Annotated in this window: 20 protein-coding genes; 15 read left to right on the forward strand and 5 right to left on the reverse strand. The window is 38.1% G+C overall.

Annotated features, from left to right (window positions below; genetic code table 11):
- Nucleotides 1-650: 650 nt before the first annotated feature.
- Nucleotides 651-1,598 carry an aldo/keto reductase gene (locus ABJL82_RS12955; RefSeq protein WP_347275116.1) on the forward strand — a complete coding sequence of 316 codons (948 nt, stop codon included), beginning with the start codon at nucleotides 651-653 and terminating at the stop codon, nucleotides 1,596-1,598.
- A 365-nt stretch (nucleotides 1,599-1,963) separates the two neighbouring features.
- Here ABJL82_RS12955 and ABJL82_RS12960 read toward each other — a convergent pair whose 3' ends face one another.
- Nucleotides 1,964-2,281: a hypothetical protein gene (locus ABJL82_RS12960; RefSeq protein WP_347275117.1), complete on the reverse strand. Its 318-nt coding sequence runs from the start codon at nucleotides 2,279-2,281 to the stop codon at nucleotides 1,964-1,966.
- A gap of 59 nt (nucleotides 2,282-2,340) precedes the next feature.
- Between ABJL82_RS12960 and ABJL82_RS12965 the strand changes: the two genes are divergently transcribed.
- From ABJL82_RS12965 to ABJL82_RS13010, 10 genes are all read left to right on the forward strand, one after another.
- Nucleotides 2,341-2,652 (forward strand): hypothetical protein, encoded by a 312-nt coding sequence (locus ABJL82_RS12965; RefSeq protein ID WP_347275119.1) that lies wholly within the window; start codon nucleotides 2,341-2,343, stop codon nucleotides 2,650-2,652.
- Nucleotides 2,649-2,906, forward strand: a complete 258-nt coding sequence (locus ABJL82_RS12970; RefSeq protein WP_347275120.1) for a DUF5647 family protein — start codon at nucleotides 2,649-2,651, stop codon at nucleotides 2,904-2,906. The genes ABJL82_RS12965 and ABJL82_RS12970 overlap by 4 nt, the downstream gene beginning before the upstream one ends.
- A gap of 129 nt (nucleotides 2,907-3,035) precedes the next feature.
- Nucleotides 3,036-3,644, forward strand: a complete 609-nt coding sequence (locus ABJL82_RS12975; RefSeq protein WP_347275121.1) for a hypothetical protein — start codon at nucleotides 3,036-3,038, stop codon at nucleotides 3,642-3,644.
- A gap of 173 nt (nucleotides 3,645-3,817) precedes the next feature.
- Nucleotides 3,818-4,039: a hypothetical protein gene (locus ABJL82_RS12980; RefSeq protein WP_347275122.1), complete on the forward strand. Its 222-nt coding sequence runs from the start codon at nucleotides 3,818-3,820 to the stop codon at nucleotides 4,037-4,039.
- Between the two features lie 3 nt (nucleotides 4,040-4,042).
- Entirely contained in the window at nucleotides 4,043-4,306 is a 264-nt protein-coding gene (locus ABJL82_RS12985; RefSeq protein ID WP_347275123.1) for a PIN domain-containing protein, read from the forward strand.
- A gap of 204 nt (nucleotides 4,307-4,510) precedes the next feature.
- Complete coding sequence (locus tag ABJL82_RS12990; RefSeq protein WP_347275124.1) at nucleotides 4,511-5,068, forward strand: Uma2 family endonuclease; 558 nt, start codon at nucleotides 4,511-4,513, stop codon at nucleotides 5,066-5,068.
- 86 nt (nucleotides 5,069-5,154) lie between these two features.
- On the forward strand, nucleotides 5,155-5,373 hold the full coding sequence (locus ABJL82_RS12995) for a DegT/DnrJ/EryC1/StrS family aminotransferase (RefSeq protein WP_347275162.1): 219 nt from the start codon (nucleotides 5,155-5,157) through the stop codon (nucleotides 5,371-5,373).
- Entirely contained in the window at nucleotides 5,360-5,641 is a 282-nt protein-coding gene (locus ABJL82_RS13000; protein ID WP_347275125.1) for a DegT/DnrJ/EryC1/StrS family aminotransferase, read from the forward strand. The genes ABJL82_RS12995 and ABJL82_RS13000 overlap by 14 nt, the downstream gene beginning before the upstream one ends.
- Nucleotides 5,642-6,472: 831 nt before the next feature.
- Nucleotides 6,473-6,688, forward strand: coding sequence for a hypothetical protein (locus ABJL82_RS13005; RefSeq protein ID WP_347275126.1), 216 nt, complete (start codon nucleotides 6,473-6,475; stop codon nucleotides 6,686-6,688).
- Complete coding sequence (locus ABJL82_RS13010) at nucleotides 6,688-6,954, forward strand: type II toxin-antitoxin system mRNA interferase toxin, RelE/StbE family (protein WP_347275163.1); 267 nt, start codon at nucleotides 6,688-6,690, stop codon at nucleotides 6,952-6,954. The genes ABJL82_RS13005 and ABJL82_RS13010 overlap by 1 nt, the downstream gene beginning before the upstream one ends.
- A gap of 361 nt (nucleotides 6,955-7,315) precedes the next feature.
- Here ABJL82_RS13010 and ABJL82_RS13015 read toward each other — a convergent pair whose 3' ends face one another.
- Complete coding sequence (locus tag ABJL82_RS13015) at nucleotides 7,316-8,434, reverse strand: IS4 family transposase (RefSeq protein WP_347275127.1); 1,119 nt, start codon at nucleotides 8,432-8,434, stop codon at nucleotides 7,316-7,318.
- 167 nt (nucleotides 8,435-8,601) lie between these two features.
- The gene (locus ABJL82_RS13020; RefSeq protein WP_347275128.1) at nucleotides 8,602-8,907 is read right to left on the reverse strand and encodes a hypothetical protein; all 306 of its coding nucleotides are present in this window, start codon (nucleotides 8,905-8,907) and stop codon (nucleotides 8,602-8,604) included.
- A 213-nt stretch (nucleotides 8,908-9,120) separates the two neighbouring features.
- On the opposite strand from ABJL82_RS13020, the gene ABJL82_RS13025 reads away from it, so the two are divergent.
- Nucleotides 9,121-9,396, forward strand: coding sequence for a hypothetical protein (locus ABJL82_RS13025; RefSeq protein ID WP_347275129.1), 276 nt, complete (start codon nucleotides 9,121-9,123; stop codon nucleotides 9,394-9,396).
- Nucleotides 9,397-9,476: 80 nt separating this feature from the next.
- The gene (locus tag ABJL82_RS13030; RefSeq protein WP_347275130.1) at nucleotides 9,477-9,686 is read left to right on the forward strand and encodes a DUF2283 domain-containing protein; all 210 of its coding nucleotides are present in this window, start codon (nucleotides 9,477-9,479) and stop codon (nucleotides 9,684-9,686) included.
- A 180-nt stretch (nucleotides 9,687-9,866) separates the two neighbouring features.
- On the opposite strand, the gene ABJL82_RS13035 is transcribed toward ABJL82_RS13030, so the two are convergent.
- Both ABJL82_RS13035 and ABJL82_RS13040 read right to left on the reverse strand, forming a co-directional pair.
- A complete protein-coding gene (locus ABJL82_RS13035; RefSeq protein WP_347275131.1) occupies nucleotides 9,867-10,199 on the reverse strand; it encodes a hypothetical protein in 333 nt (110 codons plus the stop codon).
- Nucleotides 10,200-10,227: 28 nt separating this feature from the next.
- Nucleotides 10,228-10,368 (reverse strand): hypothetical protein, encoded by a 141-nt coding sequence (locus ABJL82_RS13040; protein ID WP_347275132.1) that lies wholly within the window; start codon nucleotides 10,366-10,368, stop codon nucleotides 10,228-10,230.
- A 218-nt stretch (nucleotides 10,369-10,586) separates the two neighbouring features.
- Here ABJL82_RS13040 and ABJL82_RS13045 point away from each other — a divergent pair, with 218 nt between their 5' ends.
- Both ABJL82_RS13045 and ABJL82_RS13050 read left to right on the forward strand, forming a co-directional pair.
- Nucleotides 10,587-15,470, forward strand: a complete 4,884-nt coding sequence (locus ABJL82_RS13045) for a hypothetical protein (protein ID WP_347275133.1) — start codon at nucleotides 10,587-10,589, stop codon at nucleotides 15,468-15,470.
- 52 nt (nucleotides 15,471-15,522) lie between these two features.
- Complete coding sequence (locus ABJL82_RS13050) at nucleotides 15,523-16,023, forward strand: hypothetical protein (RefSeq protein WP_347275134.1); 501 nt, start codon at nucleotides 15,523-15,525, stop codon at nucleotides 16,021-16,023.
- Nucleotides 16,024-16,044 lie beyond the last annotated feature (21 nt).

Below are 16,044 nucleotides of genomic sequence, written 5' to 3' on the forward strand. Positions count from 1 at the left end.
ATCGGGATATTTACGTTGCCTTGTCTTTTGCGATTGTTGGGCATTTGCTTATAGACCAATTCTGTTATGGCATGACGCCGTTTAAATATTTTCTGGTCTACAGGTGGATGTATGGGTTTGGGATAGAGTTGTAAATGGCAGAAGGGGATGAGGTTGGAGGTCTAAGGCCGCAGATTTACGCAGATGAACGCAGATTAAAAACGGTTTAATCGGTTTAAACGGCTTACCTACCTGAGACTACCCCTTGGGATCAGCATATACCTTCCTTGGTATCAAATCTCTATTAACGTTGATACAATCTCCTGTGCAAATTTTGTAAGGAAATACTTAATCATATTCTGTATAATTTGGTAATATGAATGAAAATTCTCCTTTTTAAAATATTGCTATGGCTGAAAGAGAATATATAATCCCTTACAGTTACGATACCAGGAAGAGGCATTATCATAAGACTTCAAGAGGTAGTGTATATAAGAATAAAAAGGCTGAAACCTATCCATTCCCGAATTGAGGAATTAGAAATTGTTGTTTAAACGAAAAATTCGGAAGTTGTTCGGCTATTTGGTAAGCTGGAATCATCAAAAAACAGATATGGTAAAAATCGCTTGTCTGCGTGTGCAGCACTGTCAGGTAGGCAAGGTGTCCAGATAATGGAATATGAAATAATAGGGAATGGGAAAATAAAGCTTTCTAAAATTGGTTTTGGAACCGGGAGTTCCGGTTACACAGGAATTAACCTGCAAACAAGACTAACAGAAAGGCAACTGGCTGATGTGCTGATGTATGCTTATGATAAGGGAATAAATTTCTGGGATACAGGTTACTCCTACGGAACTCATCCGCATTTGCGGGAAGCGTTAAAGCAGATTCCTCGTGATAAGGTTATTATCGCCACAAAGTTTTCTGATACCTTCGAGAAAAGCACACATAAAAAAATCATTGAAACATTAAAAGCATTGAAAACGGATTATTTAGATATCTGCTTACTCCACGGAGTCCGTAATGCCTTTGAAATGAAGATGCGATCAGGCGCTCACAAGGCTTTAGTAAAGGCAAAAGAAAAGGGTTATGTGAGAAGTATCGGTATATCAGCTCATGGTATTGGAGCGATTGAGGCCTCGCTCGATATTCCAGAAATCGAAGTAGTATTTGCCCGGATTAACTGGTCCGGGGTATCCATGGATGCATATCAGGAAGGATTTCTCTCAAAACTCGTGGCCGTTCCTTATGTAAAAGAAGTTGCACGGAAAATTATCCCGAAAAAAGTAATCCCCTCGTTGAGCGCACAGGTAGAATCACTGCAAAGCAATGAACAGGAACAAGAAACAGTGAAAAATTTATTGCAGAAATGCCATAGCCTGAACAAATCTGTTATTGGGATGAAGATTTTTGGGGCAGGGGCTTTGACACATGAGATTGAAAAGTCTCTGAAATTTATTATGTCCTTAAAATATGTGAAGGCTTTCGTGTTAGGAATGACGTCTAAAGAGGAGGTTGATGAGAATGTGAGGATATATGAGAGGCTTCTTTCATCCACAGATTACGCAGATTTGCACAGATTAAAAGATAAAGAATTTATAAAAACTATAAATGTGTAAGGGAAATAATTAAGCCGACCCTCTATGTTTTATGTTATACATGAATTGATCCATCTCATCGTCGCAATCCTCCTGGCATATCTCATCTTCAAATGGTTTCATTCCAAAAAAGCTGCTTTTGTTTGTCTGTGCTACAGTATTTTTATCGACCTGGATCATTTATTTGATTTCTTTGTTTGTTTGTAAGAAAGGCATTTTGAATTCCGGGGACACCATACTTAATTATTGTTGCGAGTTATGAGTTTGTTGGGTTAATTGGGTTTGTTGAGTTGGGGGACGCAGATTTCACAGATGAACTCAGATAAAAAATGGTTCACCGCAGTGGCGCAATTGACGCAAAGAAAAGACTTTGAATAATAGAATGCTTACCACACTTTAGGTTGGAAATTTGTATCGTTCAATATTACCGCCGCATCGCCACTTTCCCCAATTACGAAAAGACCGTTTCTATAGGCATATTTGTCTGAATCCTCTCTTTCCAAATGTTCTCTAACATCCTCTATCTTTAACGTGCTTTTTGCTTCTATGAGTACGATATATTCTCCATTTATTGCCAGGATATCCACCTCCATCTCATCGCCGTTTCTATGCGTCTTTACCCTCTGGAATACCTTGTCTACTTCTATCCCCCGTTCCTTAAATAACCTTTCAACTACGAGTTTTGTAAGGAAATTTTTTATCATATTGTGTATAATCAATCGATATGCGATTAAGAAAAAATCTCCTTTTTTAGAATGTTATCATGTCTGAAAAAGAATACATAATTCCTTACAGTTACGATACCAGGAAGAGGCATTATCATAAGACTTCAAGAGGTAAAGTGGAAAAATTTATTGTCCAGTTGAAGGTTAATTATAAAGGTAAATGGAGAGAAGTTGTACGTTATGATTGTGCTCACGGTTTTGCACATCGCGATTCGTACAATTTGGCAGGAAAGAACAAAAAGGAGGAATTGAATCTTAATTTTGAAGAAGCGTTGACTTTGGCGGACGATGATATAGATGAAAATTGGGAATCTTATAAACAGAAATTTTTGGAAGGAACAGTACCATGAATATTATGGAAAGGAAGAATACTGAATTAATTAAAGAGTTTAACAGATACATTAGGGAACACCCCGAATTTGCCAATAATATTCCCAATAATGCTAATGTAGTTATGCAATTAGAAGGAGATAATGCATTTAATACATGGAGTGACGTGGTTGCCAAAAGCCATGTAGAAGAGGGGCAACCAATAGTGTATATAAGAATAAAAAGGCTGAAACCTATCCATTCCCGAATTGAGGAATTAGAAATTGTTGTTTAAACGAAAAATTCGGAAGTTGTTCGGCTATCTGGTAAGCTGGAATCATCAAAAAACAGATATGGTAAAAATCGCTTGTCTGCGTGTGCAGCACAGTCAGGTAGGTATGGTACCCAGATAATGGAGAAGAGATTGGCACTGGAGGCTATTTATATTGAACAAGAGATAATAAAAGAACATGTTGGATCTCAGGATCAAATCGCAGTTGCATTTGGTGGTTTTAATAAGATTACTTTTTCCGGGCAGCACAATATTGAAGTCAATCCAATTACATTAAGTAAAACAAGATTCCAATTATTTCAAAACCATTTAATGCTATTTTTTACAGGATTTTCAAGACTTGCCTCTGAAATAGAAGAAGAAAAAATAAAACAGATTTCAAATAAAAAAAGTGAGCTTTCGTCACTGCATAACATGGTAGAAGAAGCTATTAACATTTTAAATGAAGAAGGCGATATTGTTGATTTTGGAAGGCTTCTTCATGAAGGTTGGAAATTAAAAAAGGCCCTTTCAGATAAAGTTTCTACTATTCATATTGATGATATTTATGAGACTGGGATTAAAAATGGGGCAATAGGGGGAAAGCTTTTGGGCGCTGGAGGAGGCGGTTTTATGTTGTTTTTTGTAAAACCAGATAATCGGAATAAATTAAGACAAGCCTTAGGGCATTTGTTGCATGTTCCTTTCCGTTTTGATACCACGGGCAGTCAGATTATTTATTACAGTGAAAGCGGGGTTTAAGAGATTAAACACTACGAAGATCATGTATCCACGGAACACGCGGAAGACACGGAAATCAAAAAGCGTAAAACGGAAGTCGCTGAAAATGCCAGATACATTAATATTCCGATTCTCAGTGTCTTCTGTATTTCATGGTGATACTATGAGTAATAAAAATATGGAGGAGAAAAAAGATGGAAGTCATAAGTAAGACAAAGATACTAGGAGATGGTGACATTGAGCTTTCTCCCGAGGCAAAAGAAAAACTCAAAAAATTGGTTGGGAAAACAGTAAGGATTGTTGTGCAAGAAGAAAAGGAGATTGCCAGTCCTCTTTTTGGACTCTGTGGAAGGGTTGATGTGGAAATCAAAGACGGCTCCCTAAATCATGATAAGTATATTTATAGGGGAAAATAACCCTTGGAAAAAGCCTTTATTGACACTTCCTTCTGGATTGCTTTTATTAATAATGGAGACCAGTTTCATAAAGAAGCGGAAGATTACTTCACAGTTGCGCTTGAAACATATAGAATTCAAACCTCTGTCTTTATCGTTTACGAGACGGCCACCTTCATCAACTGTTCCCTTAAGAATCACCAATTGGCTCTTGATTTTTTAGATAGTATTGAGGAGGCGCAAACACTGGGGCAGCTTTATATTTTGAAGGTGACCGATGGAATTTAGAAGGAGGCTTTGAGTCTGTTTAGAAAAATGGAGTATAAAGATCTGAGTTTTGTGGATTGTACCAGTTTCGCCCTAATGAAAAAGGAAAGTATTGTAAGGGCTTTGACATTCGGTGCGCATTTCGAGCAGATGAGTTTTCTCAAAGAGCCATAAAGGGAAACAGATGTAGGTAAAAATGGAGTGCATTTACAAGAGGGAATAAATATGAATCTTCAAACAATGAGAAGGTTTATTACTGTTGATGAATATCATCAAATGGGAGAAACCGGAATTTTTAAAGAAGACGAACATCTGGAGTTAATAGATGGGAAGATAGTCAAAATGACACCAATCGGTTCCAGACATGCAAGTTGTGTGGATCGTTTAAACGAATTTTTTGTGACCCATCTGACCGGAAGGGCAATTGTAAGGATACAGAATCCAATCTACCTGAGCGAACATTCAGAGCTTGAACCAGACATCGCAATAACCAAACGATATGAAAAGGCATACATCACGAAACATCCCGAGCCCAAAGATATATATTTGATTGTTGAAGTTGCTGATACTTCTATTAATTTTGATAGAGAAGTTAAGATTCCACTTTATGCGAAGGCTGGTATTATTGAGGTATGGTTGGTAGATTTAAATGAAGATTGTGTTGAAATATACCAAAAGCCCGCTCATGATAAGTATCATATAATATATAAAAAGTATGGTGCAGAAACTATTTCACCCCTAAGCTTTCCAGATTATAAGATTACTATAAATGAATTAGTTTAATGAATAACTAGGAAATAAAAAAAGATGAAAATCCCATTTGGAACAATCTCACAGTAACAGAGAAGTCAAAAAAGCTAATAGCCGAAATCCTTGAGTCAAACAGGCTATCAAGTGGTAAATATGTGCGAGAGTTTGAAAAGGGGTTTGCCGAACTTGTAGGTACAAAAGAGGCAGCAACCGTAAACACAGGTACTGATGTTTATGCGCTGGCGTTAGCAGTACTCTATGATTTTGGCGCAAAACGAGGAGATGAAATAATAGTGCCGGCCTTGTCTTTTGTTGCAACAGGGAGTGCGGTTTTATAAGAGATTTAGTCCCTATCTGGAAACAATAGAAAAAGAGTCCCACGAGGAAATAGTACCTCATGCGTTACCTATTATTATACAGGAAAAAGCAAAATTTACTCGTGATCAACTTGTAACTTTTATGGAGAAAAAGGGGATTGATACACGGAATTTATTTTCATCTATGCCCACGCAGTGCCCTGGATTTCACTTTTTAGGGTACAAACTCGGAGACTTCCCAAACGCTGAATATATTGGAGAAAATGGTATACATATAGGCGTTCATTAGGATTTGGGCAAAGTTGAATATGATTATGTTCTCAAGATAATACCGGAGTAATAATGTTTTTTCACCTTTCTATCTTCCCTTCTAACTTTCCTTTCTTCTCGCCCCCTAATCTGCCCTTTTCTGTTAGTTTTGCCGCTATCGTCATACTTAATTTACCTCCTTCTTCCGATACCTCTTTTATTGTCTTTATTACCTGTTCTACCGCTATTTTTTCAGGGATAATTAGGGGCGCATCTTAAATATTAATTATTTAAATCTTTGGCTGCCATTTTTATTAATCAATATTTAATTTTACTTTAGATTATTATTGAAAGATTAACTGAAAAGGAGGCTTAAGGTCAAAGCTTCATATTTCAATTTATCCGCGGATATACGTAGACCAAGACGGTTTATAATGATAGTCAACCGCAAAGTCGCAAAGGACGCAAAGAAAAAACTTGAATAACAGAGATTCTTACCACACTTTTGTCTTGAATTCTTTATCGTTTCATGTCATCGCAGTCTTTCTACTTTAGAGTTCTAATAACCTCTCTATCTCTTGTATATTTTTTGATATCCTCACCGCCTCTTTTATTGTTTCTAATTTCTCCACAGATGTTATGGGCGAAACATCAGGGCCACATCTAAATTATAAAGTATTTGATTTTTTATTTGAAAGCGCGTAATTGCGTTTTTTTGTTCGTAATTCAAAATCACTCAATTTAGGTATTATACAATTAGAACAATATAAGATTTAACGTGTAATTTGACAATTATTTGATAAAATCTGTTGATATACAGAAACTGTATAATAACTTGTTATGTCATAATAACTTAGAAAGGATGCACTCTATGGAAACAGTTCGTTTTAATGAATTGGTAGAAGATATAAGGTCCCTGACAACAGAGGAAAAGGAGGAAATAAAATTTTTGGTAGAAAGGTATCTCATTGAGGAAAGGAGGGAAGATATATATAAAAATTATCAAGATAGTATCAAAGAATTTAAAAAGGGCAAATTAGTATTTTCAGACAAAATTGATGAACTTAAAACCATGATAGAACAATGATAGAAATAGGCTTTAGTTCTTCCTTCAAAAGGGCATATAAAAACAGGATTAAAGGAAGGAAAGAATTAGAAGAAAGATTTTGGGAAAAGGTAAAGATGTTTCTAAATGACCCATTTGATAGGAGTCTGAGGGCCCACAAATTATCAGGTAAGTTGGAAGATTTATGGAGTTTCAGAATAGAATATGATGTTCGTGTAGTTTTTTATTTTGCAGAGGGGGATAAAGTAGTTTTTGTAGATATAGGGAAGCATGACGAAGTATATTGACATAACTACGCCTCCAGCGGATGGCATTCCGCCGCCGCTGAAGGCATCCGTTAGGCATAAAACAGTCAGCAGAGCATCAATGGGGTCACGCGTACACAATTGACAAATAAGAAATTTTGTATGTAAAGGCACATGGTAGATTGAACTTATCACCTTCGGCGAACTTTTATGGGGGGAGGGGCGAGAGGGCATAAGCGCTAACTTGTTTTAGGTACGCGCGAAGTATTTTGATATCTGTGTTTTTCGGATTCTTGTATTTTCTGCTAAAGAACAAGCAATGTCATTCCAGCACTTAAGAACTTCCTGTAATGATAACGCTGGTTCTATAGCCCGTTTTACTTGATTAAACATAAAAGCAAATTCACGCCATTGGCTTTGAGTCTTCTGGCTTGACCATGATGTACCCCCAGGGGGAAAAAGACGTAGCAAAATCTATTAGTTTTTCTGTCAAAAGAGCAACGAATAGTTTGCCATAAAGCCAAGCTTTTGAGCTATCATCATCGTATTTAGGTAAGTGTCCAAATTGTGCTATTTGTTTAAATCTTTTAAAGACCAGTTCAGTTTGCCATCGAACTCGATACCATTCTAAGATATCAAAAGCGGTAAATTGATTTTCAGGAAACGTTGTGAATACTATTACGTACTTGGCATAAATAAGGGTCTCCGGTTTTAGTTCAATGCCCTTTTTGCTTGCATGTCTTTTAAGTTTTTTATGAGCTATTTTAATAGCTTCTTCTGTTTTGCGTATTATACAAAGTCGACCTTTGACATATTCAGTATTATCAACGTTTGGAATAAAAACGTTCCATGATTTTATAGCAAGGGGTCTTTTTAAATATTGGATTTCTTTCAATAAAGGAAAGGGATTCTTTTCTTCACCGAATATTCGTAGAGATTGCGAATTAACTCTAACGCTAAGATAAGCGCCTTTCCTTGTTGTATAATGAATTCCTTGGCCAGTACAGTAACCTCTGTCAGCTATAATATAATCATCTTTTTTCATCGGAAACTGACGAAAAGATTCTCCTGTACCTTCTCCTTCAGTTCCCGTAAGTTTAAAGAAATCGCAAGATAATGAAGGAACCTCAATACTATAATGAATGCGCCAAAGACTTCCTGTTTTCCCTGGTTCCTTTACTGTTGTTGCGTCAAATAAGCGAAGATGAAAATTATTCCGTTTATTAATTTGGAGGCCACGCTCACGGAATAAAGATACACATAATTTATATAGCCATTCTTTGCTCTTTTTTAATCGCTTTAATAAGGCAACATCGGATAAATCTGCTAAGTTAGCACGCTTGGCTCGAACGACTGTTTCGCGCAATGAATAGCCACATCCTAAATGAATTAATAATGTTCGAAGAAGCTTTTCTTCAGATTTATCCTTGCGCAAGCCTTTTAAAGCATTTGTATCAACTGCTAAACTTTTCCAATCGTTTGGGAAGAAGGTTCTTAGAAGATCCCAATCTTCTTTCATCATGGCTTTATCCTCCTATAGATTGATTAGCGGGATAATTGATATAAAAATACCATGATGAATAAAATTTGTCAATAAAACAAGTTAGCGCTTATGGGGCGAGAGGGTCAGACCCTTGATTATGGAATATACCTGACGAGGTTGTAACAATGATCTTATTTTAAAATTTACTATTGCTTTTGGCTGATATTCATTAGCATTTGGATTACCGTGTCAATCCTCTGGTTTAGCTGGCTTATCTCGCTCCTTAATTGACCTATCTCGCTTCTTAGCTGCCCTATCTCACCCTTTATTTCACTTCTTAACTGTCCAACGTCCGTATCGATCTTTTGAATGAGATACCTGAAGTCGTCTTCTTGTCTCTTTTTTACATCGTCGATTTTGGCTATTATCTCTTCTGTGCGTTCATCGACTACTTGGTATATTAATTCAAGCGTTACCTTCTTTATAGCTGATGTGATGTACTCTTTTACCATAGCTTCTATTCCACCTTATAAAAGTCCGGCAATATAGCAGGCTATCCTAACAAGTATAATCTATTTGTCAAGAGATACCTCAGAAAGACATGGAGTCGCCTTGATTATGAAATATGCTTGGCAAGGTTGTAACGATAAATTAGATTGGAAAATGGGAAAAACAAAATGGGGCTACACATTTTACAATTTTCAATAGGACGCTGATTCGCGCAAATGAACGCAGATATTTGCTACTTCGAGATACTGAAAGATGAAAAAGGGATTTCGGAAAAGATGCGGATAATGATAGAGTTATATTTCATGCACAAATATACCGGTGTAAAGCTTAAAGAACTGCAGGAGATGTATCCCCGGCGGACTATTTCCGGAATCAGTCTGAGTTGCAGAAGGCTGGAAATGAGAAGAAATAAGGATAAAGTATTCAATGAGAGGATCAAGATGATTGAAGATGATTTGGTTTTAATTGGCAATGGTAAAGCGTACGCCTGAAAAACTTATTCATAGCTAATTTAAATGCATATAAAATATTCGCAGCATATCAAAGATAGGCTATTTTTGCGGAAAATTTGATGGAAGATTTTAAGGGTTTTTATGATGATAAGGAAGATATTCTTTATCTTGCAAAAGAAGGACAAGAAGAGGAGGTCGTAGAGCTTTCCCCTATGGTGAATATTGAACTTGACAACACTGGCCAACTTATTGGTGTAGAGGTTTTTAAGGCATCTGTCTTATTTAAAGATGTTATAAGGTCAATGGGAAAAAGATTACAGACTACTTAATAAAGGGAGGGAGGTGGGTTCTCGTCTTGGTTAATGTCGAGACAATGGCGAATAAGATTTTTATCCACAGATTACGCAGATGAGCGCAGATATTTTTTGTTAAATTCAAGATTTTGTAACAGTTCGGCTCACTGCAAGGCGCAGAGGACGAAAAGATAAAACCTTGAATAACAGAAATTCTTACCACCCTTTTGGCTTGAATCCGTTATCGTTTAATATTACCGCAGTATCACCACTTTCACCAATTACGAAAAGACCATTTCTATAAGCGTATTTGTCTGAATCTTCCTCTATTACTATCCTTCCTAATGCGCCAACCACCTTCCTCTTGTTATATTCAGGGAAAAAGGTCTTGAATTTTTCCAGTCTTTCCAGGTGTTCTTTTACATCCTCTATCTTTAATGTGCTTTTTGCCTCTATCAACACTGCGTATTCACCATTTATTGCAAGTATATCAACCGCCATTTCGTCGCCATTTCTGTGTGTCTTTACCCTCTGGAATACCTTGTCCACTTCTATTCCACGTTCTTTAAATAACCTTTCAACAGCAGGCGCTACTAGTGTTTTCTACGATCTTTTCCAATCTCTCCATTCCTTTGTCTGTTTCTTTAAACTTCTCGTCTGTTTCTTTAAACAGGTTCCATATTTCCTGTATATTTTTTTCCGTCTCTTTAGTAGTCATAAGTTTTTATCTCCATAGTATTGTTCTCAATGTATGTTCCTTTTTGGTATGTTATAAGCATATTATCAAGTACATACTTTGTATAGTGTCAAGAGAAAAACTTATTGCCTTTTTATGCCTTGAATGCATTGTTTATTTATGATAACATCTCTCCTTTTATATATTTAAAATATATACGTTAAACAAAACGACCCCTCTTTATTCCCATATCATAAAAGATGATTAATATAAAAAAGACAAATATTTTTGGTCTTTATTTGCTTTTCTTTTTATTTGCGTTGAGTGGCTTTATTTCTGGCAGCACGAAGCACCTTGGCGCTGAAGAGAATGAGGTCGACGGGAAACCAGAATACCTGCCTCCTCAGCCCGCCCTTATCGCTGGTGATATTGAAAGTCTTATACCTCTTGCAGAAACAAACTACCTTGACGGAAAACCCGTCTTGTTGTTCTCAGGCGCAAACCAGGCAAGGAATCCTGCATCGCTTCTGGAGTTTTCTAACTCGGTGGTCTTCCATCAAGAAGGGTTCATGGAATTAACACTGGGATTATTTCCGGAAACAGGCACAGTGACCTCAAGTAACGAAATCCACGGAAAGGCGCAGAAAAACCCAAGATATAGATTTGCGATGGGAAAAGAGCCTCTGGCGCTGAATATATCACAGGAGGGTCATTATGATGTATTTGCAAAACTGAGAAAGGAGACGCACAGCGGCCCGGCCATGGTTGCTGTGGATACTGAAGCATTAATACCCTCCGGAAACATTCCCCTTACCCATGGAGATATAACACGCTGGCAGGGTTTTGCGAGAACTTATTTATCGAAAGGAAAACATACCTTTGCGGTAAACCAGGCAGTGGAAGAATTAATTATAGTACCCCATGAAATATTTCAACGTTATATCGAGTACGCTAAAAATATCTTACAAAAAAAGCAGGTGTCTTACCTTTTCGCAAATAACGAAAAAGCTGAAACTCCCGTTGGCACAGAAACGATACACGCAAAAACAACCGAATTCGTAGTGGCAAACCCGGGCACATATCGACTATGGGCATACGTCTCTCCCATAAATGAGGAAATAAGTTTCCGCAACGTAGGCATGAAACTTTCCGGACCGGACTTCATGTCCAATGCCGAAATTATAAAAGATACGGCAGGAAATGAAACGACCATCATTCCTCTTTCTCAGCACAATCTTGATATAGAGGAGTACCCAAATTTAAAAATCATCTATGATCTGGCAGATTCTGCCAGAAATAAATTGGGATTTATTCTGGAATTGGATACAGATGATGACGAGGCGGTTGATACCCTGTGCTATGCCGGAAACATGAAATACGACTTAAAGCCACTTCTGACAGTTGATATGACGGGTATTAATCTGAAAGAGAAGGATTTTTGGTATAAAGTCAACCGGGAACTGGGGCGTATAAAAGATACGGACTTACATCAGTGGTATTACGATGCTCAGGGCTCAGGGTTCAGTAGGAACATAGAGGGAAACACCCTTGCTGTAAGCTCTGATTTTTCCAAATCGAACCACTTTGTTATGACCAAAAATTTTAAATCAATCAATCTTAAGGAAAATCAGATGGTCTGCCTGGACTATAAATTGGATAACCCTGAGACGCAAAGATTCAAGATAAATTTTCGAATAGACACAGACGGCAATGGAAGACCTGATAAGGTCATCGAGACTGATTATGGCGTGGAATCCCTGAAGACAAAGGATGGTTATATGCGTCAAAATATTAATGTCCTTTCCCACAGTGGGGTCAACCCAAACGATGAAAAATCCGTGTGTAACCTTGTAGAGGTTATCTTGCTCTGCAGTGGCGCCGGAAAATTTTATCTGAGAAGTTTTAGCATAGGAAACCAACAAATTGTTATTCCCGAAGAAATTAAAAGAAACATCAGTGAGCGTACAAAAATCTTCAACCAGAAAAGAATGGAAGAGGAAAATTCATGGATAAACAGGCGGAAGAATAAAAACCTTGTTCCCCTGAATATTATCCTGCTGAACGGTGAAGAAAAGAGGGAAAAGGGAGAGACGGTTTTAACCATCAATAACATCCTCCAACAGATACAAAACACATTAAAAAATACCTATTATTGCAAATTAAAAGGTTTCATTCCCATCCTTTATCGTGATAGGGTATCGCCTGGAAAGATAGCCCTCTGGAAAGGCAACCTGAAAGAGGCGCTTAAAGGAATTGAATTTTTTAATAACGAAACAATCGAAGTGCCGAAATTTATTGCAGAAACAAAGACAAAAAAGGAATGGGAACAAAGGTTTGAAGAAGAAACGCTGCGATACGGTCTTGAAAAGGCCGTTTACAGAAGGGACTGGGGAAATGACCGGTATGATGTGGAAGACTATGCCGCAGACGAATGGTTTGGCATCGACAATATTAAGGACACCATGATTGCCCAATCTGAGATTAACCACTGGAAGATACAAGGTATAAATAGCACGTTCAACCTTACCCGCTTTTTAGATGGCATTGAGGCGTCATTTTACCTGGATGGCGGCAAGGAAGAAGATGAAAGGGTAATCTTTATCCCTAAAATAACAGATTATCAAAGACTTGATTTAAAGGAAGAAATTTCTTTTGACATCTCTTATGAACTATCCGATCCCGATACAACGGAATTGGTTTTATACATCGGGGTTGATTTTGACGGTGATAAAAAAGAGGATGCCACCTTGAGACTTATGCCTTCCTCTGTAGATGACAGGGATATAATGGGAAGAAAAATAAAGGTAGGTCACTTTGAAACAACACAGGTACTAAAACTTTACCCGGGAAAGGAAAACCAGAACATCTCATCCTTCCTACTTTCTGTTGCAAAAAAGCGTGGACCCAGCTTTATTGGCCATGAGAGTGCTGTTGAAAAGGTCTTTCTCAATGAAGTGAAGATAAGGAAAAAAAGACAAGACCAGGAAGAGGGTATTCAACTCATCGTGTATGCTGAGAAAGAGGGCAAACCGGTATTAAAATCCTTGCCGGATACTGAAACGCTCTACACCTTAAATTTTTCAACTCAAACACCCCTCGAATCCAGCGCCCTACTCAAAAATGGATGGGAATTGAACGCCAAAAATACGTCCTATCGATTATCATATAATAAAGAAGGCTTGAACATACAGGGACTCTTTTATTCCAGCGGCCAGGATCGGTATTTAAGACTCAAAAAATATCTCAATGGCATTGACTTGCAGAAACACCCCTATATGAGATTCCAGTTCAAAACTGCGGAGTCCATAGATATCAATCAGGAAAAACTGTGGATTGAATTCCTGGGCAGGTGCGGACCCAATAGAAATTTCATCCTGAGATTGGGAGGAAGCAGATTTAGGGAAAATCAGGGTTATCGTGTTAATCTGCTAAAGGAGTTAAAAAAGGTATATCCCGATAGCAGTGACTTCACGCTGGACGATATCGCAGTTAACATAGACCCTACGTTGGGGAGGTTTGATGAGAGATTGCTCTCATACAGTTCGGACCGATGGGCAAGCGATAAGGAGGCCCAAATATTCATCAAGGCATTACAGATATTTGGTGTAAAAGAAAAAGACATCGGGGGCATGCTCAAAAAGACATTCGTCCGGGAATTCGAAACTCCCCATAGCATCTTCGTTAACGATATTACGTGGGCATCGGAGGCTATTGCAAATACCCAATTTCAGCACAAGTCCTTTGGCGACGAGCAATACATACGGTCACATTTTAAAGATGATGGACTAAAGGAAGAAGGGGCTATATTAAAGGCTGTCTTTGAGCAGCCGCTTGAATTACACCATATACAGACACTCGATTTTGATTATTCTATAGATAATCCCGGTGTTCAGGGTATTGTAATAGTCCCGGAATTCGACGCAGCTTATCGGACATCTTTAATATCTTTCTTGAATTTATCCGAAAAAGATGGACGTCTTTCGTGTAATATTGCAGAAAAAATAAAGGACGCATCCAGAGAAAACGAGAATGCCTCTGCGAAACTAACCTCATTACTCTTTTTCCTGATGAAAAAACCGGGAATAAACTGTAGGGAAAACGACCTTACAGATGCCTACACCTTTTCTATAAAAAATATTGGCTTTACTACTACTACTACTACTACTACTACTACTACTACTACTACTACTACTACTACTACTACTACTACTACTACTACTACTACTACTACTACTACTACTACTACTACTACGGTCTATGAGCAGCTTCTCTCTGAACCTCTTGTGGAAATTAATGGTAAGAGATATTCCTTTGGAGACGGGTTTAAGAGGGGAAACAGTGGTGTTGCCTTGAATAAAGGGACGCGCGAGACACCGGCGCTAACACAAGACCAAACCATGAGTCAATTTGTAAGCTCAGGGAGAATGCCTTTCTGTCTGGGCAACGTTGAAGTCACCGACGAGGATTGCAGGATTGATATATATCCACCATCAAAATACCTTAAGGTAGAAATGGTGGAAGCCACGAAACCCGTTTCAGCAGATTTTAAAAAGGAAATGAGTGAAGGTCACACCCAAGGTGTGAATGTAAAAGAACCAGAGATTGCCTTCAAAAAGATTAATCCAACGCGGTATGTAGTTGATGTTAAGGCCGAAAGGCCATTCTGGCTGGTCTTCTCGGAAAGTTTCCATGCTGGATGGAAGGCGTATGTGAGACAGGGGCCAGGGGCTAGAGGGCAGAGGTTAGAGGTTAGAGGCGAGAGGCGAGAGAGCGAAAATCAGCCTCCAACCTCCAGCCTCCAACCACCAACCTCTAACAGTAATGAACCTTGGTCGGCTTTAATTAGTGCGTGGAGGGATAAGGACAAAAGGGTTGAATTGACAGAGCATCAGATGGTTAATGGTTATGCGAATGGGTGGTATGTGCCGGTGGGACGGAAGACGGAGATTAGAGGTAAGAGGTTAGAGGAGGAAGGAGAAATAACGGGGGATTTTCAGATTGTACTAGAATACAAGCCTCAGCGGTTGTTTGAGATCGGGGTATTGATATCCGGTGTTACATTTGTATCATGTATAGGATACTTATGTTGGAGTGGTATACGAGGAATGATTTCCAAAAGGAAATCTTCTGGAGCTAGTTGTTAGTAAACGTCCATTGAGAGCTGGGTTTTAAAGTCTTAAGATTGCAGATATCAAAATGTCAAATAGACAAAATTATATAAAAATCATTAAAGAGAACTTGACGGGATTAAAGGGCACAACAGTTCGTATTATCAAAAAGTGGACGCAGTCTAAGGCATGGCCATGGTGCTGGTACTCATTCTGGGCTTTATTACTCATAATCTCTCTGTTTAGCGGATTAAAGAAGTCTGCAAAGGGATTACCGGATGGGGCACATATTATCATCATGGTTATTATCGTTTCTATTGTGAGAAGGGTTAGGCCCCGTCTGATCAGGAAATGGCGTTATTTCCAGGAAAAACCATCGGCGCCTTACATCATGCTTTTTATGATACTGCTGCTTTTCTGCGCCTTTCTCCTCATTATCAAATTGGAACCCGTTGCGGAACAGATTGCCAATATTGCCTATTTCTTGCTTGTAACGGGTGTAGGGGTAGAATTTTATCAATTGATAAAACAAAGAAAATGCGAATCCACAGATAATGCAGATTCCGCAGAGAAAAATAAAAATCTGTAAAATCTGCATATATAAACTATG

It is taken from the genome of Candidatus Kuenenia sp., assembly GCF_039794105.1.
Lineage (GTDB): Bacteria > Planctomycetota > Brocadiia > Brocadiales > Brocadiaceae > Kuenenia.

Bases quoted from the DNA above. Each gene is read 5' to 3' on its own strand.
- ABJL82_RS12970 (WP_347275120.1), top strand. From the start codon at position 2,649: ATGAATATTATGGAAAGGAAGAATACTGAATTAATTAAAGAGTTTAAC.
- ABJL82_RS13020 (WP_347275128.1), bottom strand. From the start codon at position 8,907: ATGGTAAAAGAGTACATCACATCAGCTATAAAGAAGGTAACGCTTGAA.
- ABJL82_RS12965 (WP_347275119.1), top strand. From the start codon at position 2,341: ATGTCTGAAAAAGAATACATAATTCCTTACAGTTACGATACCAGGAAG.
- ABJL82_RS12990 (WP_347275124.1), top strand. From the start codon at position 4,511: ATGAATCTTCAAACAATGAGAAGGTTTATTACTGTTGATGAATATCAT.
- ABJL82_RS13025 (WP_347275129.1), top strand. From the start codon at position 9,121: ATGAACGCAGATATTTGCTACTTCGAGATACTGAAAGATGAAAAAGGG.
- ABJL82_RS13005 (WP_347275126.1), top strand. From the start codon at position 6,473: ATGGAAACAGTTCGTTTTAATGAATTGGTAGAAGATATAAGGTCCCTG.
- ABJL82_RS12955 (WP_347275116.1), top strand. From the start codon at position 651: ATGGAATATGAAATAATAGGGAATGGGAAAATAAAGCTTTCTAAAATT.
- ABJL82_RS13050 (WP_347275134.1), top strand. From the start codon at position 15,523: ATGTCAAATAGACAAAATTATATAAAAATCATTAAAGAGAACTTGACG.
- ABJL82_RS13045 (WP_347275133.1), top strand. From the start codon at position 10,587: ATGATTAATATAAAAAAGACAAATATTTTTGGTCTTTATTTGCTTTTC.
- ABJL82_RS12960 (WP_347275117.1), bottom strand. From the start codon at position 2,281: ATGATAAAAAATTTCCTTACAAAACTCGTAGTTGAAAGGTTATTTAAG.
- ABJL82_RS12980 (WP_347275122.1), top strand. From the start codon at position 3,818: ATGGAAGTCATAAGTAAGACAAAGATACTAGGAGATGGTGACATTGAG.
- ABJL82_RS13040 (WP_347275132.1), bottom strand. From the start codon at position 10,368: ATGACTACTAAAGAGACGGAAAAAAATATACAGGAAATATGGAACCTG.
- ABJL82_RS13015 (WP_347275127.1), bottom strand. From the start codon at position 8,434: ATGATGAAAGAAGATTGGGATCTTCTAAGAACCTTCTTCCCAAACGAT.
- ABJL82_RS13030 (WP_347275130.1), top strand. From the start codon at position 9,477: ATGGAAGATTTTAAGGGTTTTTATGATGATAAGGAAGATATTCTTTAT.